At 59.5% G+C, this 26,277-nt stretch carries 25 protein-coding genes; 20 read left to right on the top strand and 5 right to left on the bottom strand.

Translation table 11 applies throughout. The annotated features are described in order from the left end of the window. The first annotated feature begins 55 nt into the window (after positions 1-55). From ACO07T_RS00485 to ACO07T_RS00470, 4 genes are all read left to right on the top strand, one after another. Entirely contained in the window at positions 56-1,066 is a 1,011-nt protein-coding gene (locus tag ACO07T_RS00485) for a sugar ABC transporter substrate-binding protein (RefSeq protein WP_209061812.1), read from the top strand. A 92-nt stretch (positions 1,067-1,158) separates the two neighbouring features. After that, a complete protein-coding gene (locus tag ACO07T_RS00480; RefSeq protein ID WP_422047796.1) occupies positions 1,159-2,220 on the top strand; it encodes an ABC transporter permease in 1,062 nt (353 codons plus the stop codon). Continuing rightward, positions 2,220-2,990: an ATP-binding cassette domain-containing protein gene (locus ACO07T_RS00475; protein ID WP_209061808.1), complete on the top strand. Its 771-nt coding sequence runs from the start codon at positions 2,220-2,222 to the stop codon at positions 2,988-2,990. Before ACO07T_RS00480 ends, ACO07T_RS00475 begins: the two co-directional genes overlap by 1 nt. Further along, entirely contained in the window at positions 2,987-3,628 is a 642-nt protein-coding gene (locus tag ACO07T_RS00470) for a nucleoside/nucleotide kinase family protein (protein ID WP_422047795.1), read from the top strand. The genes ACO07T_RS00475 and ACO07T_RS00470 overlap by 4 nt, the downstream gene beginning before the upstream one ends. A gap of 9 nt (positions 3,629-3,637) precedes the next feature. Here the strand turns inward: ACO07T_RS00470 and ACO07T_RS00465 are convergent, their stop codons facing one another. Then, entirely contained in the window at positions 3,638-4,405 is a 768-nt protein-coding gene (locus ACO07T_RS00465; RefSeq protein WP_422047794.1) for a formylglycine-generating enzyme family protein, read from the bottom strand. Positions 4,406-4,422: 17 nt separating this feature from the next. Continuing rightward, complete coding sequence (gene nirK / locus ACO07T_RS00460) at positions 4,423-5,640, bottom strand: copper-containing nitrite reductase (protein ID WP_422047793.1); 1,218 nt, start codon at positions 5,638-5,640, stop codon at positions 4,423-4,425. A 240-nt stretch (positions 5,641-5,880) separates the two neighbouring features. Here nirK and ACO07T_RS00455 point away from each other — a divergent pair, with 240 nt between their 5' ends. From ACO07T_RS00455 to ACO07T_RS00420, 8 genes are all read left to right on the top strand, one after another. After that, complete coding sequence (locus ACO07T_RS00455; RefSeq protein WP_422047792.1) at positions 5,881-6,597, top strand: Crp/Fnr family transcriptional regulator; 717 nt, start codon at positions 5,881-5,883, stop codon at positions 6,595-6,597. A gap of 201 nt (positions 6,598-6,798) precedes the next feature. Beyond that, positions 6,799-7,251: a c-type cytochrome gene (locus ACO07T_RS00450; protein WP_422047791.1), complete on the top strand. Its 453-nt coding sequence runs from the start codon at positions 6,799-6,801 to the stop codon at positions 7,249-7,251. A 12-nt stretch (positions 7,252-7,263) separates the two neighbouring features. Beyond that, complete coding sequence (locus tag ACO07T_RS00445; protein WP_209061802.1) at positions 7,264-8,613, top strand: cbb3-type cytochrome c oxidase subunit I; 1,350 nt, start codon at positions 7,264-7,266, stop codon at positions 8,611-8,613. A gap of 2 nt (positions 8,614-8,615) precedes the next feature. Beyond that, positions 8,616-9,410 carry a CbbQ/NirQ/NorQ/GpvN family protein gene (locus ACO07T_RS00440; RefSeq protein ID WP_247742708.1) on the top strand — a complete coding sequence of 265 codons (795 nt, stop codon included), beginning with the start codon at positions 8,616-8,618 and terminating at the stop codon, positions 9,408-9,410. Between the two features lie 5 nt (positions 9,411-9,415). Then, positions 9,416-11,299 (top strand): nitric oxide reductase activation protein NorD, encoded by a 1,884-nt coding sequence (locus ACO07T_RS00435; protein ID WP_422047790.1) that lies wholly within the window; start codon positions 9,416-9,418, stop codon positions 11,297-11,299. A 1-nt stretch (position 11,300) separates the two neighbouring features. Continuing rightward, positions 11,301-11,474, top strand: coding sequence for a protein NnrT (locus tag ACO07T_RS00430; RefSeq protein ID WP_422047789.1), 174 nt, complete (start codon positions 11,301-11,303; stop codon positions 11,472-11,474). Continuing rightward, positions 11,453-11,710 (top strand): NnrT protein, encoded by a 258-nt coding sequence (locus tag ACO07T_RS00425; RefSeq protein ID WP_422047788.1) that lies wholly within the window; start codon positions 11,453-11,455, stop codon positions 11,708-11,710. The genes ACO07T_RS00430 and ACO07T_RS00425 overlap by 22 nt, the downstream gene beginning before the upstream one ends. 30 nt (positions 11,711-11,740) lie before the next feature. Next, a complete protein-coding gene (locus ACO07T_RS00420) occupies positions 11,741-12,934 on the top strand; it encodes an NnrS family protein (RefSeq protein WP_422047786.1) in 1,194 nt (397 codons plus the stop codon). A gap of 73 nt (positions 12,935-13,007) precedes the next feature. Here ACO07T_RS00420 and glyA read toward each other — a convergent pair whose 3' ends face one another. Next, complete coding sequence (gene glyA / locus ACO07T_RS00415) at positions 13,008-14,300, bottom strand: serine hydroxymethyltransferase (RefSeq protein ID WP_209077690.1); 1,293 nt, start codon at positions 14,298-14,300, stop codon at positions 13,008-13,010. Between the two features lie 194 nt (positions 14,301-14,494). On the opposite strand from glyA, the gene ACO07T_RS00410 reads away from it, so the two are divergent. Further along, positions 14,495-15,256 (top strand): NAD kinase, encoded by a 762-nt coding sequence (locus tag ACO07T_RS00410; RefSeq protein ID WP_209077691.1) that lies wholly within the window; start codon positions 14,495-14,497, stop codon positions 15,254-15,256. Between the two features lie 46 nt (positions 15,257-15,302). On the opposite strand, the gene prpE is transcribed toward ACO07T_RS00410, so the two are convergent. Further along, complete coding sequence (gene prpE / locus ACO07T_RS00405; RefSeq protein ID WP_422047784.1) at positions 15,303-17,195, bottom strand: propionate-CoA ligase PrpE; 1,893 nt, start codon at positions 17,193-17,195, stop codon at positions 15,303-15,305. 312 nt (positions 17,196-17,507) lie between these two features. Here prpE and ACO07T_RS00400 point away from each other — a divergent pair, with 312 nt between their 5' ends. Further along, on the top strand, positions 17,508-18,134 hold the full coding sequence (locus ACO07T_RS00400; protein ID WP_422047782.1) for a YceI family protein: 627 nt from the start codon (positions 17,508-17,510) through the stop codon (positions 18,132-18,134). A gap of 45 nt (positions 18,135-18,179) precedes the next feature. Here ACO07T_RS00400 and ACO07T_RS00395 read toward each other — a convergent pair whose 3' ends face one another. Continuing rightward, on the bottom strand, positions 18,180-20,459 hold the full coding sequence (locus tag ACO07T_RS00395) for an NADP-dependent malic enzyme (protein ID WP_422047781.1): 2,280 nt from the start codon (positions 20,457-20,459) through the stop codon (positions 18,180-18,182). A gap of 166 nt (positions 20,460-20,625) precedes the next feature. Between ACO07T_RS00395 and ACO07T_RS00390 the strand changes: the two genes are divergently transcribed. The 6 genes from ACO07T_RS00390 to upp are packed head-to-tail and all read left to right on the top strand — an operon-like array spanning position 20,626 to position 26,260. Further along, complete coding sequence (locus ACO07T_RS00390; protein WP_422047779.1) at positions 20,626-21,714, top strand: cupin domain-containing protein; 1,089 nt, start codon at positions 20,626-20,628, stop codon at positions 21,712-21,714. Next, on the top strand, positions 21,711-22,130 hold the full coding sequence (locus ACO07T_RS00385; RefSeq protein ID WP_422047777.1) for a cytidine deaminase: 420 nt from the start codon (positions 21,711-21,713) through the stop codon (positions 22,128-22,130). The genes ACO07T_RS00390 and ACO07T_RS00385 overlap by 4 nt, the downstream gene beginning before the upstream one ends. Then, a complete protein-coding gene (locus ACO07T_RS00380) occupies positions 22,131-23,435 on the top strand; it encodes a thymidine phosphorylase (protein WP_422047775.1) in 1,305 nt (434 codons plus the stop codon). A gap of 4 nt (positions 23,436-23,439) precedes the next feature. Beyond that, the gene (locus ACO07T_RS00375; RefSeq protein WP_422047773.1) at positions 23,440-24,648 is read left to right on the top strand and encodes a phosphopentomutase; all 1,209 of its coding nucleotides are present in this window, start codon (positions 23,440-23,442) and stop codon (positions 24,646-24,648) included. Further along, positions 24,645-25,631 carry an adenosine deaminase gene (locus ACO07T_RS00370; RefSeq protein ID WP_422047771.1) on the top strand — a complete coding sequence of 329 codons (987 nt, stop codon included), beginning with the start codon at positions 24,645-24,647 and terminating at the stop codon, positions 25,629-25,631. Before ACO07T_RS00375 ends, ACO07T_RS00370 begins: the two co-directional genes overlap by 4 nt. Further along, positions 25,628-26,260: a uracil phosphoribosyltransferase gene (gene upp, locus ACO07T_RS00365; protein ID WP_422048582.1), complete on the top strand. Its 633-nt coding sequence runs from the start codon at positions 25,628-25,630 to the stop codon at positions 26,258-26,260. The genes ACO07T_RS00370 and upp overlap by 4 nt, the downstream gene beginning before the upstream one ends. The last annotated feature ends 17 nt before the right edge of the window (positions 26,261-26,277 follow it).

The raw sequence follows: 26,277 nt of genomic DNA, 5'->3' as shown, positions 1-26,277 counted from the left end.
AGGCCTGGAGCTGGAGGGAGCCAGATCCAAATATTGCGAACCTTGGGAGGACATTATGAAAAAGCTACTTGCGACATCGGCCCTTGTTTTGGCCGGAATGACGGTCAGTGCGGCGGCGGATGTGAGCGCGTGCCTGATCACCAAAACAGACACCAATCCGTTCTTTGTGAAGATGCGCGAAGGCGCGACGGCAAAGGCCGAAGAGCTGGGCATCACGCTCAACAGCTATGCCGGTAAGGTGGATGGTGACCACGAAACTCAGGTGGCGGCGATTGAGACCTGCATTGCCAATGGCGCGAAAGGTATTTTGCTGACCGCCTCTGACACCAGCTCGATTGTGCCAGCGGTGCAGCAGGCGCGGGATGCGGGCCTTTTGGTGATTGCACTCGACACGCCGCTGGAGCCGATTGACTCTGCGGATATGACCTTTGCCACCGACAACTTTCTGGCCGGAGAGCTGATCGGCAAATGGGCCGCAGCGGCGCTGGGCGATGAGGCGGCCAACGCAAAGATTGCGATGCTTGATCTGGCGGTGAGCCAGCCCACTGTGGGTGTTCTGCGCGATCAGGGCTTCCTGAAAGGCTTTGGCATTGAGCTGGGCGACCCCGGTAAATGGGGCGATGAGACCGATCCACGCATCGTGGGCAATGACATCACCGCTGGCAACGAGGAGGGTGGCCGCCGCGCCATGGAGAACCTACTGGCCAAAGATCCGATGATCAACGTGGTCTACACCATCAACGAGCCTGCCGCTGCCGGTGCTTATGAAGCGCTGAAGGCGATTGGCCGTGAAAATGACGTGCTGATCGTGTCTGTGGATGGCGGCTGCCCCGGTGTGGACAACGTCAAGGACGGCGTTATTGGCGCAACCTCACAGCAATATCCGTTGTTGATGGCGTCCAAAGGCATTGAGGCGATTGCCGCCTGGGCCAAAGACGGCACCAAGCCGCAGGCCTCTGACGGCAAGGAATTCTTTGACACCGGCGTCTCGCTTGTCACCGATCAGCCGGTTGATGGTGTGGACAGTATCGACACCGCCAAAGGCACCGAGCTTTGCTGGGGCTGATCGCGGCCAAGTCGTGTTAACCTGACGCGAGAGGGTGGGGGCAGCCTCACCCTTTTGCACAAGCTCAGACAGAATGCCGGGGGAGGGCTCACATGTCTCAGTCGGAGAATTATGAGGCTGTGGTGACAGATTCAGCGTCCGAAGTTGCTCATTTTGACGAGGGCAAAAAGGGGATTGTCGGGCGGTTTCACCACGCCTTGCACACCACACCGGCGCTGGTGCCGCTGATCGTTCTGGTTGGGGCGGTGGTGATTTTTGGCCTGCTGCTGGGCAGCCGGTTTTTCTCACCCTTCGCGCTTACCCTGATTTTGCAGCAGGTGCAGATCGTCGGCATTGTGGCGGCGGCGCAAAGCCTTGTGATCCTGACCGCAGGCATCGATTTGAGTGTCGGGGCCATTGCGGTGATTTCCTCCGTGGTGATGGGGCAATTCACCTTTCGCTATGGCTTGCCACCTGCGTTGGCGGTGGCCTTCGGGCTGGCTTTTGGTACCGCGATTGGCGCGCTCAATGGCTGGCTTGTGGCACGCATGAAGCTGCCGCCGTTTATCGTCACATTGGGCATGTGGCAGATCGTTCTGGCGGCGAATTTCCTTTATTCGGCCAATGAAACCATCCGCTCACAGGACATCGCCGCAGAGGCGCCTTTGTTGCAGCTCTTGGGGGCGAAATTCAAACTGGGCGGGGCCGTTTTCACGTTGGGCGTGGTCTTCATGGTGCTTCTGGTTGTCGTACTGGCCTATGTGCTGAAACACACGGCTTGGGGCAGGCATGTCTATGCGGTGGGCGATGACCCTGAAGCGGCGGAGCTGTCGGGCGTGAATGTGAAAGGCGTGCTGATCTCTGTCTATGCGCTAGCCGGGCTGATCTGCGCCTTTGCGGGCTGGGCGTTGATCGGGCGGATTGGCTCTGTTTCGCCAACATCGGGGCAACTTCTGAACATCGAGAGCATCACCGCGGTGGTGATCGGGGGCATCTCGCTCTTTGGCGGGCGCGGCTCCATTCTGGGCACATTCTTTGGCGCGCTGATTGTGGGGGTCTTCACACTGGGGCTGCGACTGGCCGGGGCGGATGCGCAATGGACCTTCCTGCTCATCGGCGCACTCATCATCGGCGCGGTGGCCGTGGATCAGTGGATTAGAAAGGTGGCGGCATAATGGAACCGATTTTGAAAGGCCGCGGCCTGGTCAAACGCTATGGTCGTGTGACGGCGCTGGATCATTGTGACTTTGACCTGATGCCGGGCGAGATTTTGGCGGTGATTGGCGACAACGGTGCCGGGAAAAGCTCGCTGATCAAGGCGGTCTCCGGTGCGGTGATCCCCGATGAAGGCACGGTGACGCTGGAGGGCAAAGAGGTGCGCTTTACCTCCCCCATTGAGGCGCGGGAGGCGGGGATTGAGACGGTTTATCAAACTCTTGCGATGTCGCCTGCGCTGTCGATTGCTGACAATATGTTCATGGGGCGAGAACTGCGCAAACCCGGTTTTCGCGGCAAATGGATGCGCCAGCTCGACCGGCCCGCCATGGAGAAATTTGCCCGCGACAAGCTGAGCGAGCTGGGTTTGATGACCATTCAGAACATCAATCAGGCGGTGGAAACCCTCTCTGGCGGTCAGAGACAGGGCGTGGCGGTGGCGCGTGCGGCGGCGTTTGGCTCCAAGGTGATCATTCTGGATGAGCCCACCGCGGCGCTGGGGGTGAAAGAGAGCCGGAAAGTGCTGGAGCTGATTCAGGATGTGAAGGCGCGGGGCATTCCGATCATCCTGATCAGCCATAACATGCCGCATGTGTTTGAGGTGGCCGATCGCATTCATGTGCACCGTCTGGGCAAGCGGCTCTGTGTGATTGATCCAAAGGATTACACCATGTCAGATGCGGTGGCCTTTATGACGGGGGCGAAGGCTGCGCCATCGGAGGCGGCGTGAGCCGCGTGTTGCAGGATTTGGAGGTGCTGGTTGCGGCCATAGGAGCCGCGCCGCGCAAAGGTGCGCGCCGGGTTGTGGCTGTGGCGGGCGCCCCGGCGAGCGGGAAATCCACGCTGGCAGAAGAGATTGCTGTGCGGTTGAGTGCCGCCGGATCAGCGGCGCAGGTTGTGCCGATGGACGGGTTTCACATGGACAATCAAGACCTCGTGGATCTGGGGCTTCTGGCGCGCAAGGGCGCGCCAAATACCTTTGATGCCGAAGGGTTTGTGGCCTTGGCGGGCCAGCTGTCTCAAGGCGGGGTGCTGGCCTACCCAACCTTTGACCGTGCCCGCGATGTGACCATACCCGGTGGTGGCGCGGTGTCGGCGGATTGCGATACGGTGGTGGTTGAAGGCAATTACCTGCTGTTTGACGCGCCGGTCTGGCGGGCGCTGCCAGGCATTTGGGATGTATCGGTTTTTCTGTCGGTGCCAGAGGAAGAGCTGCGTCGGCGTCTGGTGGAGCGGTGGCTGACCCACGGGCTGTCACAAGAGCAGGCGGTGCAGCGCGCAGAGGAAAACGACCTGACAAACGCGCGTTTGGTGCGGAGCCAGCGATTGCGCGCGGATGTCGAGTTTCAAAACACCGGCGCTTTTTAGAGCGGGGTCTTAGCTGCGCGGCACTTCATGATCAGAGATCAGGCGCAGCCCGAGATGAGCGGGCGGGGAGCCGACGGCGCATCCACCGCGGGCTGGATCGCGGATCAGATAAGACATCGCGGCGACGTGTTCACCGCCCACAAAATATGCCGGACAACTGGCGCGGTCGATACCTTCCTCGGCACCAGCGTAGCATTCCATGGTCCATTCCCAGACGCTGCCATCCAGATCAACCACACCCTCAGGAGAGGTGGAAAAGCTGCCTTGAGGTTTCAGCGCGCGGGGTGTTGTGCCTTCGGTCAGGTAGGTTGAAGCCCAGGTGAGCGACGGATCAGTGAAGAGCGGATCGGGTTCTTCTGGTAGAACATCGACCGCCATATGTTCCCACTCCGTGGCGGTGGGCAGGCGAAAGCGCTGTCGGGTCTGCGTGTTGAGCCAGCTGATATATTGCTGCACATCTTCGTAGCTGAGGCCGGTGGCCGGTGTGGTCTCGGGCTTTTGGTCCGGCCGCACCCGCAACGACACCGCGCAGCGGCCTTCTGCCGCGCATATGTTCCACTCCGCGACAGAGACCTCAAAGCGCTGCGCAAAAAACTGTTGCCCGTCTGGCATGACAACTGCATGGGCGGCCATCTGCGGCAACAGTTCAGGCCGTGATGGTGATTTGGGGGCAAAGTGCAGGGCAGCAGCCCCTAAAAGAGCCACCGCCAAGACACCAAAAACCGCAAGACGAAGGGAGGGTCCGCTTGTGTGGTTCGGGCGCTTGGCGGCGGGCATGGGCTTATCCTTTCAGATCAGGTTTCAAAGTATCTGGGAGCGACCACCTGCTCCATCAGTTCGTTGTTCCACGTGCCATTGACAACGAAGTGGGCCGTGGCACCAAGCATGACACCTTCGATCAGGTTGTGGTTGACGTAGGCATAGACGCCCGGTTGCTCGAAGGTATACATCGCCGCCACCGCGCAGCCGCCACGCACGAACCAGGTTTCCATGTCCTGCAAGGGCGCATCAGTGAAGGAGCTTTCCCAGACATAGTTACCGTGCCCACCGATCAGGTGCGGACGGGAGTCGCGGTTGGCCTGATTGTGGATCATCAGGACCGTTTCACCCACCTCGGCTTTCAGGGCATTTTCGCCGGTCAATGCGCCCACGGCTCCGTTGAAGACAGAGTGCGTCGGGATCAGGGTGCGCATGGCGTCAAGGCTGTCAGAGAAGTCTTCGCCCGCTTGCTCATACTGAATGAAGTCGCCGTTTTCGTCTTGTGGCAGGTAGTAGTCCTGCTCGCCGATGTAGGCGATGCGGTCATAGCGCAGCGGATTGCCGTCTTTGTCCTTCAGTCCGTCTCTTGGCAGCACCATCACAGCGCCGTTCATGCCGTGGGTGACGTGGTAGGGGATCATCGCGCCGCCGGGGGCACAGTGATAGGTGAAACAACCGGGTTTGGTGGCCTTCCACCGCAACACTACCTCTTCGCCGGGCAGAACATGGGACAGCCCGCCACCGCCAAGCGCCCCGGTGGACGCGTGGAAATCGATGTTGTGCTCCATCATACTGCTCTCAGGATTGCGCAGAGTGAGCTCGATCATGTCGCCCTCGTGGCAGATGATCAGCGGGCCTGGCACCGAGCCGTTGTATGTCAGCGCCCAGATGCTGGCGCCGGTGTCTTCGTCCACCACCATCAGACGCTCTTCGGTGATCATGGTGATTTCGATGATTTTTGGCCCACCAGTGGCGACCTGCTCATGTTCAGGTGCAAAGGGCGGCGCAACCAGCTCCTGTTTCACACGGGTGTAGCCGGACAGATCTGCTGGCTTCGCGGCGCTCGCTGTCTCTTGTTTGCCAGCTGTTTTGTAAAGGTGTGTGGAGGTTGCATTGATCGCGTCGATTTTGGGCGCACGCGGTGTCGCTTTTACCGAGGCACCCGCCATAACGGCGGCCCCTGCGAGCATGCTGCCGCGCAAAACATTGCGGCGGCTTGTTTTCATGAGACCGGGATTGATGATTTTGGCCATTTTACCCTCCATGAGGTGGTTGCTTGGCACCGGGTGGTCGACCCATGTGCTGCTTTTGAAAAGAAACGCGCAGTCACGCCTTGAAAGTTTTTGCAGTGTTCAAAGTGGGCTGTGTGTTGAGGCGAGATTTACCGGGTTTGAAAATCTGAACTTTGTTCCAGCGCAAAGAACTTTGGTTTTGTCGGCGCGCGGGCCTTGCGGCAGGTGGTCTTCGCCTTGGTGTTCTGGCACAACTCATGCATGGACCGTACGCCGCCGCATAAAACGCTGCCTAGGCTGGATGAAAGCCTGCTCACGCACTTGCCGCCGTTTTCCGAACTTGAAAAACGGCAGATCCGCAGGATTTTGGATCAGGCGACCTCCAAGCGTTATGAAGCGGGGGTGGCGATTTTTGACGAAGGCGCTCCGGCAGAGCGCTTTTATATGCTGCTCGATGGGTATGTGCGCGTTGTGCGGATCACGGCGACCGGCGAGCAGGTGACTTCCCTGTATATCCCGTCGGGCCAGCTGCTCGGGATTGCAAAGGCCATTGGGCGCGAAACCTATCCCGCAACTGCAGTGACGGCGACGGAGTCGATTGTGCTAAGTTGGTCGATGGGGCTGTGGGAGAGCTTTGTTTCCGACTATCAAGGGTTTGCCGTGAACACCTATAAGACGGTGGGCAAGCGCGTCGGAGAGTTGAACACCCGCATTGTGGAGCTTGCCACGCAGCAGGTGGAACAACGTTTGGCCAATGCTTTGCTGCGGCTGATCAATCAGACCGGACGCAAGACACCCGAGGGCATTGAAATAGACTTCCCGATCACGCGGCAGGATCTTTCCGAGCTCACAGCGACCACGCTGCATACGGTTAGCCGTTTGTTGAGCGACTGGGAAAAGCGTGGGCTGGTGCAGAGCAAACGCAAACAGATCAAGGTGCTTGATCCCAGTGCGCTTGTGGATTTGAGCCAGGCCTAAACGCGGCTTTGGCCTTTACTGGCGTGCCTGAGCAACCTGCAGCGATCTCTTCTCGTCCGACATTTTCTCCGCAGGCATTGGTGTGCTGCGTTTTGAGAGCAGGTTTGCCCCAATAACCGTTTCAAAGGTTGTGCTGGCACAAACTTCCACGTGAGCTGCCCCGCTATGACAAGGCCATCCCGAATCCAAGGAGGCCGGCTCATGGCTGAATTTCTGACAAAGTCGCGGGCGCGAAACATCTTCTACGGAGGTTCGATCTTTTTTGTCGTGATCTTCGTGGGGATGACCGTCCAATCGCACAAATACGTGGTGAACACCTCGACCGCCGGAATGGCGCTGAGCGAGGCGGTGATCCACGGCAAACATGTCTGGGAAGAGAACTCCTGTATCAATTGCCACACCCTGCATGGCGAGGGCGCCTACTTCGCGCCGGAAGTGGGCAATGTGATGACTCGCTGGGGTGTGCAGGACAGCCCCGAAGACGCCTTTGAAACGCTGAAAGGGTGGATCGAAAGCCAGCCCAGCGGGATCGAAGGGCGTCGCCAGATGCCCCGCTATGAGTTGAGCGATGAAGACATACGCGGGCTGTCTGAGTTTTTGCGCTGGGCGGATCAGACAGACACGCAGGGCTGGCCGCCCAATGACGCCGGATAAGGAGGCGAAACCATGAAATATCAATCTCAAAAAGTGGCCCTTTACTATTTCGCCGCAGCGCTGGCGCTGTTTGGCGTGCAGGTATTGGGCGGTCTGCTCGCAGGTTGGGTTTACGTTTCTCCCAACTTCTTGGCGGAAATCCTGCCTTTCAACGTGATCCGTATGATCCACACCAATGCGCTGGTGGTCTGGCTGTTGCTGGGCTTTTTTGGCGCGGCTTATTTCCTGATTCCCGAAGAATCTGAGCGAGAGCTATGGTCACCCAAGTTGGCCTATATCCAGCTGATTATTCTGACAGTGGGCGCGCTGGGCGCAGTCGGCTCTTACCTTGTGGGCATCCACGGTGGCCGTGAGTTTCTGGAGCAGCCGCTGTGGGTGAAGTTCGGCATTCTTGTTGGGGCGCTGATCTTTCTGCTCAACATCTCGATGACTGTGCTGGCGGGAAAGAAAACTGCGATCACCAATGTGCTCCTGATGGGGCTTTGGCTGCTGTCGCTGTTGTGGGTATTTGCCTTCATCAATCCGGCTAACTTGAGCCTTGATAAAATGTACTGGTGGTTTGTGATCCACCTCTGGGTAGAAGCCACCTGGGAATTGGTGATGGCCGCAATCCTCGCCTTTCTGATGCTGAAGTTGACCGGCGTGGACCGTGAGGTGGTTGAAAAATGGCTCTATGTCATCGTGGCCACGGCGCTCTTCAGCGGCATTCTTGGCACGGGGCACCATTTCTACTGGATTGGCTTGCCGGGCTATTGGCAGTGGGTTGGTTCGATCTTCTCCACCTTTGAGGTGATCCCATTCTTCCTGATGATGTCCTTTGCCTTTGTGATGGTCTGGAAGGGCCGCAAGAACCACCCCAACAAAGCCGCGCTCCTGTGGTCTTTGGGGGCAAGTACAGTCGCCTTCTTTGGCGCAGGGGTCTGGGGCTTTTTGCACACGCTGCATGGTGTGAATTTCTATAGCCATGGCACGCAGATCACCGCAGCTCACGGTCACCTGGCCTTCTACGGTGCCTATGTTGCGCTCAACCTTGCGGTCTTTACCTATGCGATGCCGATGCTGCGCAACCGGATGCCGTATAATCAGGTGCTGAACATGGCGTCGTTCTGGCTGATGACCGGTGGCATGGCCTTCATGACATTTGTGCTGACCTTCGCAGGTACGATCCAGACCCATATGCAGCGCGTGGTTGGCGACTACTTCATGGACGTGCAGGAGAGCCTGTCGGTCTTCTATCTGATGCGCTTTGGCGCGGGTGCCGCTGTGGTGATTGGCGCGCTTCTGTTCATCTACTCGCTGGCCGTTGTGCGTGAAAAAGAAATCATCGCACCGGGCTCTGCCAAAATTGTTGCAGGAGAATGAGTATGAATATCGCAACTGTTCCTTCGCTGCCGTTTTATCAAGAAACCGGCCGTGAGTGCGATCTGTTTGAGACCGCTTATGACAATGGTTTGCCCCTTCTTTTGAAGGGGCCGACCGGCTGCGGCAAAACCCGCTTTGTTGAGCACATGGCCGCCAAACTAGGCAAGCCGCTTTATACGGTGGCCTGCCATGATGATCTCTCTGCGGCAGATTTGATCGGGCGTTATTTGCTCAAAGGGGGTGAGACTGTCTGGGTCGATGGACCGCTGACACGCGCGGTGCGCGAGGGCGGGATCTGTTACCTTGATGAGGTGGTCGAGGCCCGTAAAGACGTGACCGTGGTGCTTCACCCGCTCACAGACTCGCGGCGCACATTGATGATCGACCGTACCGGAGAGGAGCTGGTGGCGCCAAAGGACTTTATGTTGGTCGCCAGCTACAACCCTGGCTATCAGAACGTGCTTAAGCGGTTGAAGCCGTCTACACGCCAACGCTTTCTGTCTATCTCCTTTGACTTTCCGGATGCGGAAACCGAAATCTCGGTTGTTGCACAGGAAAGCCGTCTGGAAGTGGGGCGGGTCGCGCCCTTGGTGCGGCTTGCCGGGCATATCCGGAAGCTCTCCGGCATGGATCTTGAGGAAGGCGTTTCGACCCGTTTGCTGATCTATGCCGCCAGCCTGATGGCGGGAGGCATGGGCGTGGATCGCGCGCTTGAGGCGGCGATCATTGAACCTTTGAGTGATGAGCCAGATGTGCAGCAGTCCCTCAGGGATCTGGTTGCAACGATCTACGGGTGAGCGGTATGCGACTTCTCGATTTGATGGAGCCGGAAGAGACCGTGGGCAACCTCTGGCATGAGATGGCCAGCGGATTGGGTGCGGAGGCACATTATCCGGAGGCGGCGGTCACGTTGGCGTCTGTGCGCCCAAGTCTTGCGGTTCTGTTCCGTGCGCTGGGGGGCGATGCGGCAGTGGAACTGGGGGAGGCCGCTGCAACAGTGATGCGGCATCGCCGTCCGCTGCGCCGCAAGTTGGGTGCGGAGCGCGAACAGGAATATGTGGCGCGTTTTGATGGCGAGCGTCTGGCACTGCCGCCACAGATCGCAGTCTTTCCCGAGAAGTGGTTGAACCGCGCGGCCTATTTCTGGCTGACCGCGCTGGCGGCCAAGGCAGACATCACGCCAAACACATTCTCTGGCGATGGTGCCGCACTTGATTGCGCGCAAATTCGGGCAAATGTGCAGGCCGCAGATGCCGCTTTTGAGGCCTGCCCAGGATTGCGCAAGGGCTATGCCCAGATGGCGCGGTATTGCCTGAGTATGCGGCCCGAGGTTGCCCGCCCCGCGCAGGAGGCCGCCCTTGAGCAGGCTATCCGCGATCAGCTGTGCGGCACACAGGCCACTCTGGAAGCTGGTGTGGCAACGCGGGGCTATATGCCCTTTGCGCCAGTACCAATTTGGCTGCGTTTTGCGGCCCCCGGCACAGGTGCGGCGGCTGGCGAGGAAGACGCTGCGGATAAGGCCCCGCCAACGGCAGCGGTCTATTCAAAACGCAAAGCTGGTGAGCGCAAAGATCAGGAACAGCAAAGCCGTAAGGACAGTTTTATCATTCACCGTTTTGAATCCATCCTGTCCTGGGTGGAGTCGATGAACATCAACCGCAGTGTGGATGATGATGACGACGAAAACGCACAGAAAGCCGCGGATGATCAGGATCGCATCACTCTGTCCAAACAAAATCGCAAGGCGGCAACGCGCTTGCGCCTGCACCTCGACCTGTCCCCCGCGGATGCGGATCATGAGGCGCTTGCTGGTGTGCATACCTATGACGAATGGAACCACCGGGCGCGCAGCTATATGAAGGATCACTGCCGTGTGCTGGAAGCGCTCGCGCAGCCTGACGGTACCGAATTCATTCCCCATGCACGCACAGTGCGCGAGGTGCGCAGGCAGTTTGAAGCCTTGCGACCGCGCCGGATTTTGCAGGCCCGCCAAATCGACGGCAACGAGCTGGATCTGGAGGCTGTGCTGACGGCAAAGGCGGATCTTGCAGCCATGGGGCGTGGCTCTGATCGCATCTGGCAGGCTGCGCGCAAAGTTGAACGCGATGTCTCGGTTGCCTTCTTGATTGATGTGTCCCGCTCGACTGAGGCAGCGATTGGCGACACCAGCGTTATTGAAGTGGCCCGTCAAGCCATGGCCGCTTTGGCCGTGGGTGTGGATGCTGCCGGTGACCGGATCGGCATCTGGGGCTTTTCCTCCCTGCGCCGGGATCGGGTGTTTTTGACGCGTTGCAAGGATTTTGAGACGCCGATGACCCGTGAAATGACCGACAACATAGGCGCGCTGCGGCCCGGACACTTTACGCGGCTAGGGGCCGCGATACGGCATGTGACCGCGCAGCTGGCTGAGGAGCCGAGCGCCCATAAGCTGTTGATCGTGCTGACCGATGGCAAGCCCAACGATCTCGATCACTACGAGGGGCAGCATGGCATTGAAGACAGCCATATGGCCGTGCGGGAAGCGCGAGACATAGGGCTGAACCTGCATGGTGTGATCATTGATGAAGACGGCCAGGATTGGTTTGCCCGCATCTTTGGGCGCGGCGGCTTCACGCTATTGCCAAACCCGATGCGACTGTCGCGCGCATTGCCCGACATTTACCGCAATCTGACACAGGAGACTTGAGATGAAACATTCTGTCGCTCTTTTTGCATTGATGGCTTCGCCTGCAATGGCAGAGGCGTTTGACCGCCCGATTCCGCAGGCGCAATCTGCCACAGCGGAGTTCTGGTATGCGCTGGCCTGCCTGACGCTGGTTGCGTCCATGGCTGCGGTGCAATGGCTGGTGTCGCGGCGATGACACAAGCGGGCTGGTCAACACAGAGAATTGCGCTGGCGCTGTACCCGTTGGGGGCAGGGGCCGCAGCAGTGAACGTGTTTTTCCTATCTTTGATCTTCAGCTGGGTAGGTGGTCCGGTGGTATCGACCGGCCTTTCGATCTTGCTTGGCGCGCTGATTGGTGCGCCTGCGACATGGTACTTTGCCCGCCACATTCGCCATCTGATGGATGTGGCCGACGGCACGGATGCGCGTTGAGCGCCATCTCACACATAAGGAGGCCGCAACATGGCCCTGTCTTCTTCTGAACAAATGCGCCGCTGGTCGGGACCGGCGTTGCTGAGCTATGGGTTTCGCCCGTTCTTTCTGTTTGGCGCGCTGTGGGCGGCGCTTGCGATGCCGGTCTGGATTGCCGCGCTGAGCGGCGCCGTGGAGCTGCCGTCACGCTTTGACCCGGTGACATGGCATGCACATGAATTTCTTTTTGGCTATCTTGGCGCGATCTTGGCGGGGTTTCTGCTCACCGCGGTGCCAAATTGGACAGGGCGTTTGCCTCTGGTGGGCTGGCGGCTGGGTGGGTTGTTTGCGCTTTGGGGAGCAGGGCGCTTGGCAGTGCTTTTCTCGGCAAGCTTACCCCTAGGGGGCGCTGCCGCTGTTGATCTGGCTTTTCCCATCGTTTTGGGCGGCGTGATTTTGCGAGAGATCATTTCTGGTCAGAATTGGCGCAACCTGATTGTACTGGCGATGCTGGCCGTTTTCACGCTTGCGAATGGGGTGTTTCACCTTGAGGCGCTGGTGGACGGCTTTGCCGCGCAGGGGCTGGGCCTTCGTTTGGGTCTCGCGACCTCTGTGATGATGATTGTCGTGATCGGTGGGCGCATCGTGCCATCGTTCACGCGCAACTGGTTGGTCAAGCAGGGCAGCGATGTGCGCCCCGCACCTCCGATGCCGCGCTTTGACAAGTTTGTACTGCTGACAACGGTTGCGGTGCTTCTGCTTTGGAGTTTTTGGCCAGAGGAGGCTGGCGTAGATGGGCTGTTGATCGGTTTGGCACTGCTGCATGTGGCGCGCCTCTGGCGTTGGAAAGGCACGCATACGCTGGCTGAACCGTTGCTGTCGGTGCTGCATGCTTCCTATGCTCTGATCCCGCTGGGAGCCTTGGCGTTGGGAGTCTCCATTCTGGGAGGCGGGGCAAGGCAGGCTGCCGCGCAACACATATGGATGGCAGGTGCGATCGGGGCAATGACCTTGGCGGTCATGACGCGGGCGACGCTGGGCCATACTGGGCGCGCGTTGAAAGCGGATGGGCCCACACTTGCGATCTATCTTAGCCTCTTTGGCTCCGTCATCGCACGGTGGCTGGCGGGCGAAGTGCCTGTGTTTCTGGAGATTTCCGCCGTGCTTTGGGTTGCGGCATTTGGCGGATTTGCGCTGTGCTATGGCGCTGCGCTGATGCGGCCAAAACCGCGCAAAGAAGGTTAGTGGCCCTTCCCACAAAAAAATAGCCGCCGCAGAGGGTGTCTGCGGCGGCTATATTTTTCGCTAAGCGCTGGGCTTAGAGGTTCGGGTAGAGTGGGAAGCGTGCGCAGAGATCTGCCACTTTGGCTTTCACAGCCTCTTCCACTTCGCCGTTGCCCTCTTCGCCATTGGCGGCCAGACCGTCGACCACTTCCACAATCATGTCAGCAATCGCGCGGAACTCTTCCTCGCCAAAGCCACGGGTGGTGCCGGCTGGGGTACCCAGACGGATGCCGGAGGTGACCATTGGCTTTTCAGGGTCAAACGGGATGCCGTTTTTGTTGCAGGTGATGTGCGCGCGGCCGAGAGCTTTCTCGGTGGCGTTGCCTTTCACACCTTTGGGGCGCAGGTCGACCAGCATCACGTGGGTGTCGGTGCCACCGGTGACGATGTCCAGACCACCTTTGACCAGCTGATCCGCCAGTGCCACAGCGTTGGCGCGAACCTGCTTCTGGTAGGCTTTGAACTCAGGACGCAGCGCTTCGCCAAAGGCGGCGGCTTTGCCTGCGATCACATGCATCAGCGGGCCACCCTGAATGCCGGGGAAGATCGCGGAGTTCACTTTCTTGGCAATTGCCTCATCGTTGGTCACGATCATGCCGCCGCGCGGGCCGCGCAGGGTTTTGTGGGTCGTGGTGGTCGCTACATCCGCATATGGGAATGGGGAGGGGTGCTCACCTGCGGCCACGAGGCCAGCGAAGTGTGCCATGTCGACCATCAGGTATGCGCCAACGGAGTCCGCGATTTCACGGAACTTCGCGAAGTCGATTTGACGCGGGATGGCGGAACCGCCTGCGATGATCAGCTTTGGCTTGTGCTCGTTGGCCAGCTCTTGAACCTGATCGTAGTCCAGCAGGCTGTCTTGCTTGCGCACGCCGTACTGCACCGCGTTGAACCATTTGCCGGACTGGTTTGGTTTTGCGCCGTGGGTCAGGTGGCCACCTGCGTCCAGGGACATGCCGAGGATAGTGTCGCCAGGCTGCAGCAGTGCGGTGAACACACCCTGGTTGGCCTGGGAGCCGGAGTTTGGCTGTACGTTTGCGTACTCAACGCCAAAGAGCTCTTTTGCGCGGTCGATGGCGAGGTTTTCCGCCACATCCACGTGCTGACAGCCACCATAGTAGCGGCGGCCCGGGTAGCCTTCTGCGTATTTGTTGGTCAGCACAGAGCCCTGCGCTTCCATAACGGCCGCAGACACGATGTTTTCAGACGCGATCAGTTCGATCTCGTCGCGCTGGCGGGCCAGCTCATCGGTGATGGAGCCAAACAGCTCCGGGTCGCGGGATGCGAGGGTTTCTGTGAAAAAGCCAGAATCACGGGAGGTGCTCATGGACGTTTGCTCCTGTTGAACGGTTCGTGTTGCGAGTTTCCTAATGGAAACATGCCCGGCTTGAAAGGTCCCAAAGCGACGCAACACCTTGCCTGAGCGCCGCAGATGGTGCAGGGGGTAAACATATGTCGCTATCGGAAACCTTTGGCGGCGCAGGGAAACCTGCTTTTTGGGAGTTGGGAGCATGAGCGACGATGTCTGAAAGAATCGCTTTTATGGCCAGCGATGCGCCAGTTGCGCAGACCGCACGGGCGGCCCTGATCGGGCGTTACGGCAATGTCGCGCCTGAGGAGGCGGATGTGATTGTCGCGCTTGGCGGGGATGGTTTCATGCTTCAGGCCCTGCACATGACGCAGGCGATGTCTGCGCCGGTCTACGGCATGAACCGCGGCACGGTGGGCTTTTTGATGAATGCCTATTCCGAAAGCGATCTGCTGGAGCGGCTGGGGGCCGCAGAAGAAGAGATGCTCAATCCGCTGGCGATGCGCGCCACAGCTGCGGACGGATCGGTGCATGAAGCGCTCGCCATCAACGAAGTCTCGCTGCTGCGGGCAGGGCCACAGGCGGCCAAGCTGAAGATTTCGATTGATGGGCGTCTGCGCATGGAAGAGCTGGTCTGTGACGGGGCATTGATCAGCACCCCAGCGGGTTCCACAGCCTACAACTATTCAGCCCACGGACCCATTTTGCCCATCGGGTCGGATGTGCTTGCTCTGACGGCGATTGCGCCGTTCCGCCCGCGGCGCTGGCGCGGGGCGCTGCTGCCAAAATCTGCGGCAGTGACCTTTGATGTTCTGGAGCCGCAGAAACGCCCGGTGATGGCCCATGCCGACAGCCGCGCGATTGAGAATGTGTCGCGGGTTGAAATCCGCTCGGACGCCCAAATCGCGCACCGCATTCTGTTTGACCCGGGCCATGGGCTCGAAGAGCGGCTTATTCGCGAACAGTTTGTCTAGAAACAAAAGAGGCGCGCGAGCGGGGTGCGCGCCTCTCTGACACAGGTCACGCGGATGCGTAGCCTATGGTTTTCAGGGCCTCGGTGATTTCATCGAGGATGACGGGATCGTCGATGGTGGCGGGCATTTTCCAGTCTGTGCCATCGGCGATGGAGACCATGGTGCCGCGCAGGATTTTGCCCGAGCGGGTTTTGGGCAAACGATCCACCACAACCGCGAGCTTGAAGGCGGCAACGGGGCCGATTTTCTGGCGCACCAGAGCGACAACCTCTTTGACCACATCGTCATGGGCGCGGTCGCTGCCAGCGTTGAGGCAGAGGAAACCGACGGGCATCTGGCCCTTGAGCTGATCCGCCACGCCAATCACCGCGCATTCCGCCACATCCGGGTGCTCTGCAAGCACCTCTTCCATGCCACCCGTGGAGAGGCGGTGCCCAGCGACGTTGATGACGTCATCGGTGCGCGCCATGATATAGACGTAGCCGTCCTCATCCTTCATGCCCGCATCGCCGGTCTCATAGTAGCCCGGGAAGTGGGTGAGGTAGGAGGATTTGAAGCGCTCTTCGGCATTCCACAGGGTGGGCAGCGTGCCGGGAGGCAAGGGCAGTTTGATGGCGATAGCGCCAAGTTCGCCAGCCGCGACGGGATGGCCGCCTTCGTCCAGAATTTCGACGTCATATCCGGGCATGGGAACGGTTGGGGACCCCAGTTTGATGGGCAGCTCTTCGATGCCGAGCGGGTTGGCGGCAATCGACCAGCCGGTCTCTGTTTGCCACCAGTGGTCCACGATTGGCACGCCCAGTTGCTCCTGCGCCCAGACGATGGTGTCCGGATCAGCGCGTTCCCCCGCGAGATAGACCTGCTCGAGGCAGCTGAGATCATATTTCTTGACGTATTCGCCTGTTGGGTCTTCACGCTTCACGGCGCGGAAGGCGGTGGGGGCGGTGAAGAAGCTCTTGACGTTGTGCTCTGAAATCACGCGCCAGAAGGTGCCCGCATCCGGCGTGCCAACCGGTTTGCCCTCAAACACAATGGTGGTGTTGCCATGGATCAGAGGGGCGTAGCAGATATAGCTGTGGCCCACGACCCAGCCCACATCGGAGGCCGCCCAGAACACATCGCCGGGGTCGACATTGTAGATGTTTTTCATGGTCCAGTTCAGCGCGACCAGCTGGCCTGCGGTGTGGCGGATCACACCTTTGGGCTGCCCTGTGGTGCCGGAGGTGTAGAGGATATAGGAGGGGTGGTTGCCTTCGACCGGAACACATTCGGCCGGCTCCACGCCATACTGAAAGCCGTGCCAGTTGACGTCCCGCCCCTCGACCAGCTGCGCCACCTCTTGTTCGCGTTGGAGGATCACGCAAAAATCGGGCTTGTGTGTGGAGAGGTCGATGGCGCCGTCGAGCAGAGGTTTGTAATGCACCACGCGGCCCGGCTCCAACCCGCAGGAGGCGGCGATGATGGCTTTGGGCTTGGCGTCGTCGATGCGCACCGCAAGTTCGTTGGCGGCAAATCCGCCAAATACCACGGAATGGATGGCCCCCAAGCGGGCACAGGCCAGCATGGCTTCCAGCGCCTCGGGGATCATCGGCATGTAGATGATGACGCGATCGCCTTTCTCAATGCCTTTGGCGCGCAGGGCGCCTGCGAGTGTGGCGACACGGTTGCGCAGCTCAACATAGGAGATTTCGCGTTTGGTGTGGGTGATCGGGCTGTCATAGATGATGGCGGTCTGCTCGCCGCGCCCGGCTTCGACGTGGCGGTCCACCGCGTTCCAGCAGGTGTTGACCTTTGCGTCCGCGAACCACTCATAAAGATGGTCACCTTTGTCTGTCAGAGCCTTACTGGGCGGCGTATGCCAATCAATTGCTTCTGCCGCCTGCATCCAGAAAGCTTCCGGATCATTTTTCCAGCGTTCGTATACGTCTTGATATGACATGTGGTCCTCCTCTTCCTGCCAAAAGCCATAGAGGAGGTATTGCCGTGGCGGCAAGTCCGGGGCGAAAAAGCGGGACAGATTATCGCATTTGTCGGGCCAGTTTTCGGGCTTTGAAATTGCAAAGTTTAGTAAAGTCGCCAATTTTTGCAGGAAAAATTGAGAAATTTAGCGTTTTTGCAAATTTGCAAATTTTGCGACAGTGGCTGATGGCCGGCTCACCTTTTCTCGCAGAAACGTGCAACTCTGTAACGGTTTTCTCTGCCATAGTGAGGGGGACTTGCCCATCCGGGCCTGTGAACTGGGAGGAAGATCATGATTGGGACATTGGTTAGCGTGAAAGGAAGACGTCATGGTCTTTGGAGTGGCTTGCGCGTTTTGGCGGCTGTGACACTGCTTGGTGGGGCTGTTGCGCAACCCGCGCAGGCGGCGCCCGTGCAATATGAGCTTGATAAATCGGCCAGCGTTGTTGGCTTCACCTATTACTTCAATCAGGACGGCACAGAAGGTCAGATGCCGGTTGAGGCAGCAGATCTGCAGTTGGATCTGGGCAATGTCTCCCGCAGCAAGATTGATGTGACCCTGAGCCCCAAGCGGGCAAAGGCAGGGTTCCTCTTTGCCACAGAGGCGCTTAAGGGCGCGCAGGTGCTTGATGCCAGCAACCACCCCACCATCCGTTTTGTTGCGCGTGAAATTTCGGGCACGATTCACGGGGCCAAGGTGCTGGGGGATCTGACAGTGCGGGGCGTGTCGCGCCCAGTGACGCTGGCGGCGCAGCTGTTCCGTCAGCGCGGGACTGATGCTGGCGATCTGGACAAGCTGTCGATTTTGCTGACGGGCAGTCTGGATCGGCGGGAGTTCGGCGCGGATGGCTATCCCGATCTGGTGGGGCCAACCATTGATTTGCGCATCCTTGCGCGGGTGAACCGCTCAGACAGTTGAGCGGTACGGCGGGCTTTGGGCGCCCGCCGCTAAGTGCTTCAGACGTTAGCCGTAGTGGGTGACCGGAGAGCCAGCAATAGCGGCCATGTTCAGCAGGCCGCGTGGCGTGATGGATGGGCTGACAATATGGGCGCGGTTGCCCATGCCCATCAGGATCGGCCCAACTTCCAAGGCATCAGCGCGCATTTTCAGGATGTTACGCACCCCTGACGCCGCATCGGCGTGGGCAAAGACCAGCACGTTGGCGGCCCCTTCAAGGCGCGTGCGCGGGAAAATGCGGCTGCGCAGCTCTGGGTCAAGCGCGGTGTCCACGTTCATTTCCCCTTCATAGGCAAAATCGCGCGGCTTGCTGTCCAAGATTGCGATGGCTTCGCGCAGACGCTTGCCGGAGCCCTGACGGTGGTTGCCAAACTGGCTTTGCGAGCACAGGGCGATTTTTGGCTCCAGACCAAACCGGCGCACGTGACGCGCGGCGCCTTCCGCGATGCGGGCGATGTCCTCAGGGCTTGGCAGCTCATGCACCTGCGTATCGGCGATGAAGAGCGGACCATCTTCCAAAATCATCAAGGACAGCGCGCCATGCGGAGAGAGTGTGCCTTTGCCCAGCACCTGTTCAACATAGTTGAGGTGCCAGCGGTATTCACCAAAGGTGCCGCAGATCAGGCTGTCGGCCTCCTCGCGGTGCACCATAATCGCGCCGATTGCCGTGGTGTTGGTGCGCATGATGGCCTTGGCCAGATCAGGTGTGACCCCCTCGCGCTCCATCAGCTCATGATAGCTGTTCCAGTAGTCATAATACCGGGGATCGTTTTCCGGGTTCACGATCTGGAAATCACGGCCGGGGCGGATTGATAGGCCCGCGCGTTCACAGCGGGCTTCGATCACCTCGGGACGGCCAATCAGGATGGGGGTTTCGGTGGTCTCTTCCAGAATTGCCTGCGCGCCGCGCAGCACGCGCTCATCTTCGCCTTCGGCAAAAACGATGCGACGGGAGGCTTTCTGGGCGGTCTCAAACACCGGACGCATCAGCAGGGCGGATTTGAAGACCGATTGATTGAGCTTGTGGACATAGGCGTCGATGTTTTCAATCGGGCGGGTCGCGACGCCGCTGTCCATGGCCGCTTGGGCCACGGCGGCGGACACCACGCCGACAAGGCGCGGGTCAAACGGTTTGGGGATCAGATACTCTGCGCCAAAGGTCAGCTGTTCGCCTTTGTAGGCTGCCGCGGCCTCAGCTGACGTGGTCGCGCGGGCCAGCTCGGCAATTCCGTTCACGCAGGCGACGCACATTTCATCGTTGATCTCTGTTGCGCCCACATCAAGCGCGCCGCGGAAGATGAACGGGAAGCACAGGACGTTGTTGACCTGATTTGGGAAATCGGAGCGGCCGGTTGCGATGATCGCATCCGGTGCCACTTTGCGTGCCAGATCCGGCATGATTTCTGGAGTTGGGTTTGCCAGAGCAAAGATGATCGGCTGGCTGGTCATCTTTTCGACCAGCTCAGGTTTGAGGACGCCCGGCCCGGACAGGCCGAGGAACATATCCGCGCCGTCGATCACCTCTTCGAGCGTGCGCAGCTCGGAGTTTTGGGCAAACTCGGCTTTTTGCGGATTCATATCCTCTTCGCGGCCTTCATAGACGAGCCCGTGGATGTCGCAGAGCCAGATGTTCTCGCGTTTGACGCCAAGCTTCACCAGCATGTTGAGGCAGGCAATGCCCGCCGCGCCGCCACCGGTGGAGACAATTTTGATGTCTTCAAACTTTTTGCCCGCCACGCGCAATGCGTTGGTGGCTGCGGCGCCGACCACGATGGCGGTGCCGTGTTGGTCGTCGTGAAACACCGGGATGTTCATCCGCTCGCGGCAGATTTTTTCCACGATAAAGCAATCAGGGGCTTTGATGTCTTCAAGGTTGATCGCACCAAACGTTGGCCCCATGGCGCAGACGATGTCCGCCAGTTTTTCCGGGTCTGCTTCGTCCAGCTCGATGTCAAAGCAGTCGATGTTGGCAAATTGCTTAAAGAGAACAGCCTTGCCCTCCATCACCGGCTTTGAAGCCAGCGCGCCAATGTTGCCAAGGCCAAGCACGGCGGAGCCGTTGGAGACCACCGCCACAAGGTTTTGGCGCGCAGTGTAGAGCGCGGCATTTGCCGGATCATCTTTGATCTCAAGGCAGGCCTCGGCCACGCCGGGGGAATAGGCGCGCGACAGGTCGCGCCCGTTGGCGAGCGGTTTGGTCGCGCGGATCTCCAGTTTGCCGGGTTTTGGGTTGGCGTGATAGGCCAGCGCCGCCTCGCGCAGGGATTGGTTGCGGTTTTCAGACATCGGAGACCTCTGTTTGGCACTTTGGGTGCGGTCAAAAAGAAATTAGTTCAGCCTTAAACCAATTTTCTCCCAGTTAAAATGCACAAATCTGACGCAACGGCACAAGCTTGTATTTTTGACCATTTGGTCTCAATCTCGCGCAATCAAATGAGCGGAGAGTGACACCTTGGAGATCAAAGCCGAATTTCGCCTGCCAACGCAGGAATTGCGCGACGATATCCCGTTTTACACCAAAGTGCTGAAAATGCGGATGGACATGATCTATCCCGCGGATGACCCGACGATTGCGGTGTTTTCCGGCCATGGACTGCGGCTGCGGATTGAGAAGGGGGCTGAAGAAGCGCCGGGCACGCTGCGGATTTTAACCGATGATCCGGACGGGTTTGCTGACGGACAGCGTCATCTGACCGCGCCCAATGGCACAAAAATCGAGATCGAAGAGCTGAACCCGCCGCTGGTTTTGCCCAAGGTGCAGCATTCTTTTGTTGTGCGGCGGCTTGCGGATCAGGCGCCCTGGGTGATCGGGCGGGCCGGAATGCACTATCGGGATCTGGTCCCTGATCGGCTGGGCGGTGCGATGATCGCGAGCCACATTCGCATTCCTGACGGCGGGCCGGTGCCGGATATGGTGCATTATCATAAGGTTGGATTTCAGCTGATCTTCTGCGTCAACGGGTGGGTCGACGTGCTTTACGAAGATCAGGGGGGTATGCGCCGCCTGAATGCGGGCGATTGCTTTATTCAGCCGCCTGAAATCCGCCATCGGGTTTGTGAGGCGAGTGATGATCTGCAGGTGATCGAGATTGGCGTGCCAGCCGATCATGTCACTGAGATTGATCATGAGATGGAGCTGCCGACACCCCATGAGCAGCCTGAGCGTGAATGGGATGGCCAGCGTTTTGTGCACAATCTGGCAGAAGGTGCGGCGTGGGAGCCGTTCCGCTTGCCCGGATTTGAATGCCGCGACACCACCATTGCGGCCAACACCAAAGATGTTGCGGGTGTGCAAGTTGTGCGCCGGGGCGCGGGCACACCACAGTGGAGCCGCCATGACGCGGATATCCACTTTACCTTTGTGATGAAGGGCACGATGCTTTTGGAAGGGGAAGAGCGCGCGCCATTCCCGCTTGAAGCCGGTGATGCCTTTGTTATCCCGCCGGGCATGAAAACCCGCTACGCCGAGCCAAGCGACGACATCGAACTGTTGGAAGTGACCTTGTCAGGTGCGTTTAAGACGAAAGTGATCGAGACATGAGCCAAGACAAAAGCCTTGAAACCCTTGCATTTGAGGTGCGTGAAAACGCCTATGCGCCTTATTCCAACTTCAAGGTTGGGGCGGCGATCCTGTCTGAAGGCGGCGTGAAATACGCAGGCTGCAATGTGGAGAACATTGCCTATCCTGAGGGCACATGCGCGGAGGCCGGAGCCATCGCGGCCATGGTGGCGGCAGGGGAGACCCGTCTGACCGAGGTTTTTGTGGTGGCCGACAGCAAACAGCCAGTGAGCCCCTGTGGCGGATGTCGTCAGAAGCTGGCGGAGTTTGGCGGCAAGGACACCAAGGTCACTTTGGCCAATCTGGAGGGCGTGCGGGTTTCCATGACCATGGCAGAGCTGCTGCCCGGTGCCTTTGGCACAGATCATATGGGCGCTGATCACAAGGACCGCGACTAAATGGACGCGCGGGCGATTATCGCGCATCTGCGCCGCGGAGAGACGCCAAGCCGAGAGGAATTGGCGTGGTTTGCCAAGGGCCTCGCGGATGGCACTGTGTCTGATGCTCAGGCCGGGGCCTTTGCCATGGGCGTTTGCTTGCGCGGACTTTCAGAGGAGGGCCGCGTCGCGCTGACACTTGCGATGCGCGACAGTGGCGACCGTATGGCGTGGGATTTGCCCGGCCCGGTGTTGGACAAACACTCCACCGGTGGCGTTGGCGATTGCGTTTCGCTGGTGCTTGCCCCGGCTTTGGCGGCCTGCGGGGCTTATGTGCCCATGATTTCCGGGCGCGGCCTGGGGCATACGGGTGGCACGCTCGACAAAATGGAGGCCATTCCGGGGCTGTCCACGAACCTGACGGAAGAACGCTTCAAAGAGGTGGTGGCCGATGTGGGCTGCGCCATTGTCAGCGCCACGGCGGAGATCGCCCCGGCTGACAAGCGCCTCTATGCCATCCGCGATGTGACCGCGACTGTTGAAAGCCTCGATCTGATCACCGCCTCCATTCTGTCCAAGAAACTTGCGGCGGGGCTTGAGGGCTTGGTGCTTGACGTGAAAGTCGGCTCTGGCGCGTTTATGAAGTCCGTTGAGGATGCGCAGGCCCTGGCGGACTCGCTTGTCAGCACGGCGAACCTTGCGGGCTGTCCCACAAGTGCGGTGATTTCCGACATGAACCAGCCCTTGGCGGCGTCACTGGGCAATGCGCTTGAGGTTGCAGAATGCATGAAGGTGCTCTGCGGACAAAATGGCGGGCCGCTTGCAGAGCTGTCTGTGTCACTTGGCGGCGTGCTCTTGGCCAACGCCGGGTTGGCGGCGGATGCAGAAGAGGGTGTCGCGCGAATGCTTGACGCGCTGTCCAGCGGTAAGGCCGCAGAGATCTTCGGGCGCATGGTCGCCGCGATGGGTGGCCCGATGCGCTTCACAGAAGAGTGGCAGAGGTTCCTGCCGGAAGCGCCGATCATTCGCGAAATTGCGGCACCGCAAGCTGGCGTTGTGCAAGCCATTGATGGTGAGGCGCTTGGGCTGGCGGTTGTTGGTCTAGGCGGCGGCCGCCAGGTGGAAAGCGACGTGATTGACCCTGCGGTTGGCCTGTCAGACGTGGTGCGGCTTGGCGAAACAGTGCAGGCGGGGCAGCCCCTGCTGCGTTTGCATGCGGCGCGTGAGGATGCGGCGGCAGTGGCTGAGGCGGCGGTGCGAAAGGCCATTGTCATTGGCGAGGGAATGCCCGATATACCCCCGCTTATTCATGAGAGGAGCCGGTAGGGCGATGGCACGTGTGTTTCTGGTGGTGATGGATTCCGTTGGCTGCGGCGGGGCAGTGGATGCTGCGCGGTTCTTCAACGATGATCTGCCGGACACGGGTGCGAACACGGTTGCGCATATCGCGCAGGCCTGCGCCAAGGGGCTGGCGGAGGAGGGGCGGTCCGGCCCACTGACTGTGCCACATCTTGATGCGCTTGGCTTGGGCGCGGCGGTGCGGTTGGCGTCCGGAGATGAAACGCCCGGATTGGATGCAAAGCCAACTGGCTTCTGGGGCGCAGCCAGCGAGCAGAGCCCCGGCAAAGACACGCCATCGGGCCATTGGGAGCTCGCCGGACTGCCTGTGCCGTGGGATTGGGGGTATTTCCCCAAAGGCGCGCCATGCTTCCCGGATGAGCTGGTCGCAAAGGTCTGCGAGTTGGCAGGAACGGACGCGATCTTGGGCAATTGCCACGCCTCTGGCACGGTCATCATCAGCGAACTTGGGGCCGCGCACGTGAAATCCGGCGCGCCGATTTGTTACACCTCTGCGGACAGCGTGTTTCAGATCGCAGCGCATGAAGAGCACTTCGGGCTGGAGCGTTTGATTGATCTGTGCCGCGATCTCGCGCCGATCCTGCATGAGATGAAAATCGGCCGCGTGATTGCGCGTCCGTTTGTCGGCAATGCGGAAGAGGGTTTCACCCGGACCACCAACCGGCGCGACTTTGCGATTGCGCCGCCAGCGCCGATCCTGACCAACTGGGTACAGGACGCGGGCGGTGCGGTGCTGGGTGTTGGCAAGATTGGCGACATCTTCACGATGGCAGGAATTGACAGCTGCACCAAAGGCAGTGACGCGAAGCTGATGCAGGATTTGCATGGGCTGGCCGAGACCGCGCCGGACGGCAGCTTGATATTTGCGAATTTTGTGGAATTTGACAGCCTTTACGGGCATCGCCGCGACGTGGCGGGATATGCACGCGCTTTGGAGTGGTTTGACCGCGAGATTGGTGCCTTCATCGCGAAGATGCGAGAGGATGATTTGCTGATCCTGACGGCCGATCACGGCAATGACCCGAGTTGGCCGGGCACAGACCACACCCGGGAGCGCGTTCCGGTGCTCTGTGCCGGTGTTGGCTCCGGTGAGGCTGGATTGATTGATTTTGTGGATGTGGCCGCGACTGCGGCGTCCCATCTTGGCGTGACACCGCCGCGTGGAAGGAGTTTCCTATGACAGTGGCAGACCTGAAAAAGATCGAGCTGCACATTCACCATGAAGGCGCGGCTCCGCCCGCTTTCATCAAGCAGCTGGCGCATGAAAAGAAGATGGACCTGAGCAAAGTCTTCACAGAAGACGGTGGTTATGCGTTTGAGAACTTTGTGCATTTCCTCAGCGTCTATGAGGCGGCGACCAGTGTTCTGACCGGCCCGGAAGAGTTTGCGCGGCTGACATCTGCCTGGCTTGAGGAAAGCGCAGCGAATGGTGTGGTCTACACCGAGAGCTTCATCAGCCCCGATTTCTGCGGAGGCGGCGATGTGGGCGCGTGGCGTGAATATCTGCACGCCATTGAAGAAGCGGCGAGCGCGGCGGAAGCCAAGCATGGCATCACATTGCGCGGTGTTGTCACGGCGGTGCGCCACTTCGGACCAGAGAAATCTCGTGCCTCCTCGCTCTGTGCGGCGGAAACGGCGGGCGATTTCATTGTTGGCTTTGGTATGGGCGGTGATGAAGGGCAATTCACGCAAGGCGATTTTGCCTATGCCTATGATCAGGCGCGTGAGGCTGGTTTGAAGCTCACCACCCATGCGGGCGAGTTTGGCGGGCCGGAAAGTGTTTGGAATGCGATCAACGACCTGAATGTGGAACGTATCGGCCATGGCGTGCGCTCGATCGAAGATCCTGATCTGGTCAAGGAACTGGTGGCGCGTCAGGTGACGCTTGAAGTGTGCCCCGGATCCAATGTGGTGCTGGGGGTCTATCCCGACTTTGCCTCTCACCCGATCCAGAAATTGCGGGACGCGGGTGTGAGGGTCACTGTAAGCACGGATGATCCGCCGTTCTTTCACACCACCATGCGGCGCGAATACGAGATGCTCGAAAAGGCCTTTGGCTGGGGTGAGGCAGATTTTGCCGAGATCACCAAAACCGCGCTTGACGCCGCGTTCTGTGACGCAGATACGAAGGCAATTGTGGCCAAGAGACTGGAGAAAACCTGATGGATCATTTGACCGTAGTGAACCACCCACTTGTGCAGCACAAGCTCACGATCATGCGGGATGAGGCAACCTCAACGGGCGAGTTCCGTCGCTTGCTGCGCGAGATCAGTCAGCTGTTGGCCTATGAGGTGACACGCGAGTTGCCGATGACAACCAAACGCATCAAGACGCCTATGGTCGAGATGGATGCGCCGACACTGGATGGGCGCAAATTGGCGCTGGTGTCGATCTTGCGTGCGGGCAACGGCCTGCTGGACGGCATGCTGGAACTGGTGCCTTCTGCACGTGTTGGCTTTGTTGGTCTTTACCGCGACGAAGAAACGCTGGAGCCGGTGCAGTACTATTTCAAAGCGCCTAGCGAGCTTGGCGAGCGTTTGGTGATTGCTGTGGACCCGATGTTGGCAACCGGGAACAGCTCTGCGGCAGCGATTGATCTTCTGAAGAAAGAAGGCGCGACCAATATCCTGTTCCTTTGCCTGCTGGCGGCCCCTGAGGGTGTCCAACGTATGAAAGAAGCGCATCCTGACGTTCCAATCGTGACAGCAGCGCTGGATGAGCGTCTGAACGAAAAAGGCTACATCCTGCCGGGTCTTGGCGATGCGGGCGACCGCATGTTTGGCACAAGATAGGCCGAATTTGGGCTTTT

Origin of the sequence: Shimia sp., assembly GCF_965227725.1 — a bacterium.
Classification (GTDB): Bacteria; Pseudomonadota; Alphaproteobacteria; order Rhodobacterales; family Rhodobacteraceae; genus Shimia.
The sequence above is the reverse complement of the archived record's forward strand: the minus strand, read 5'-3'. Positions and strand labels throughout refer to the sequence as shown.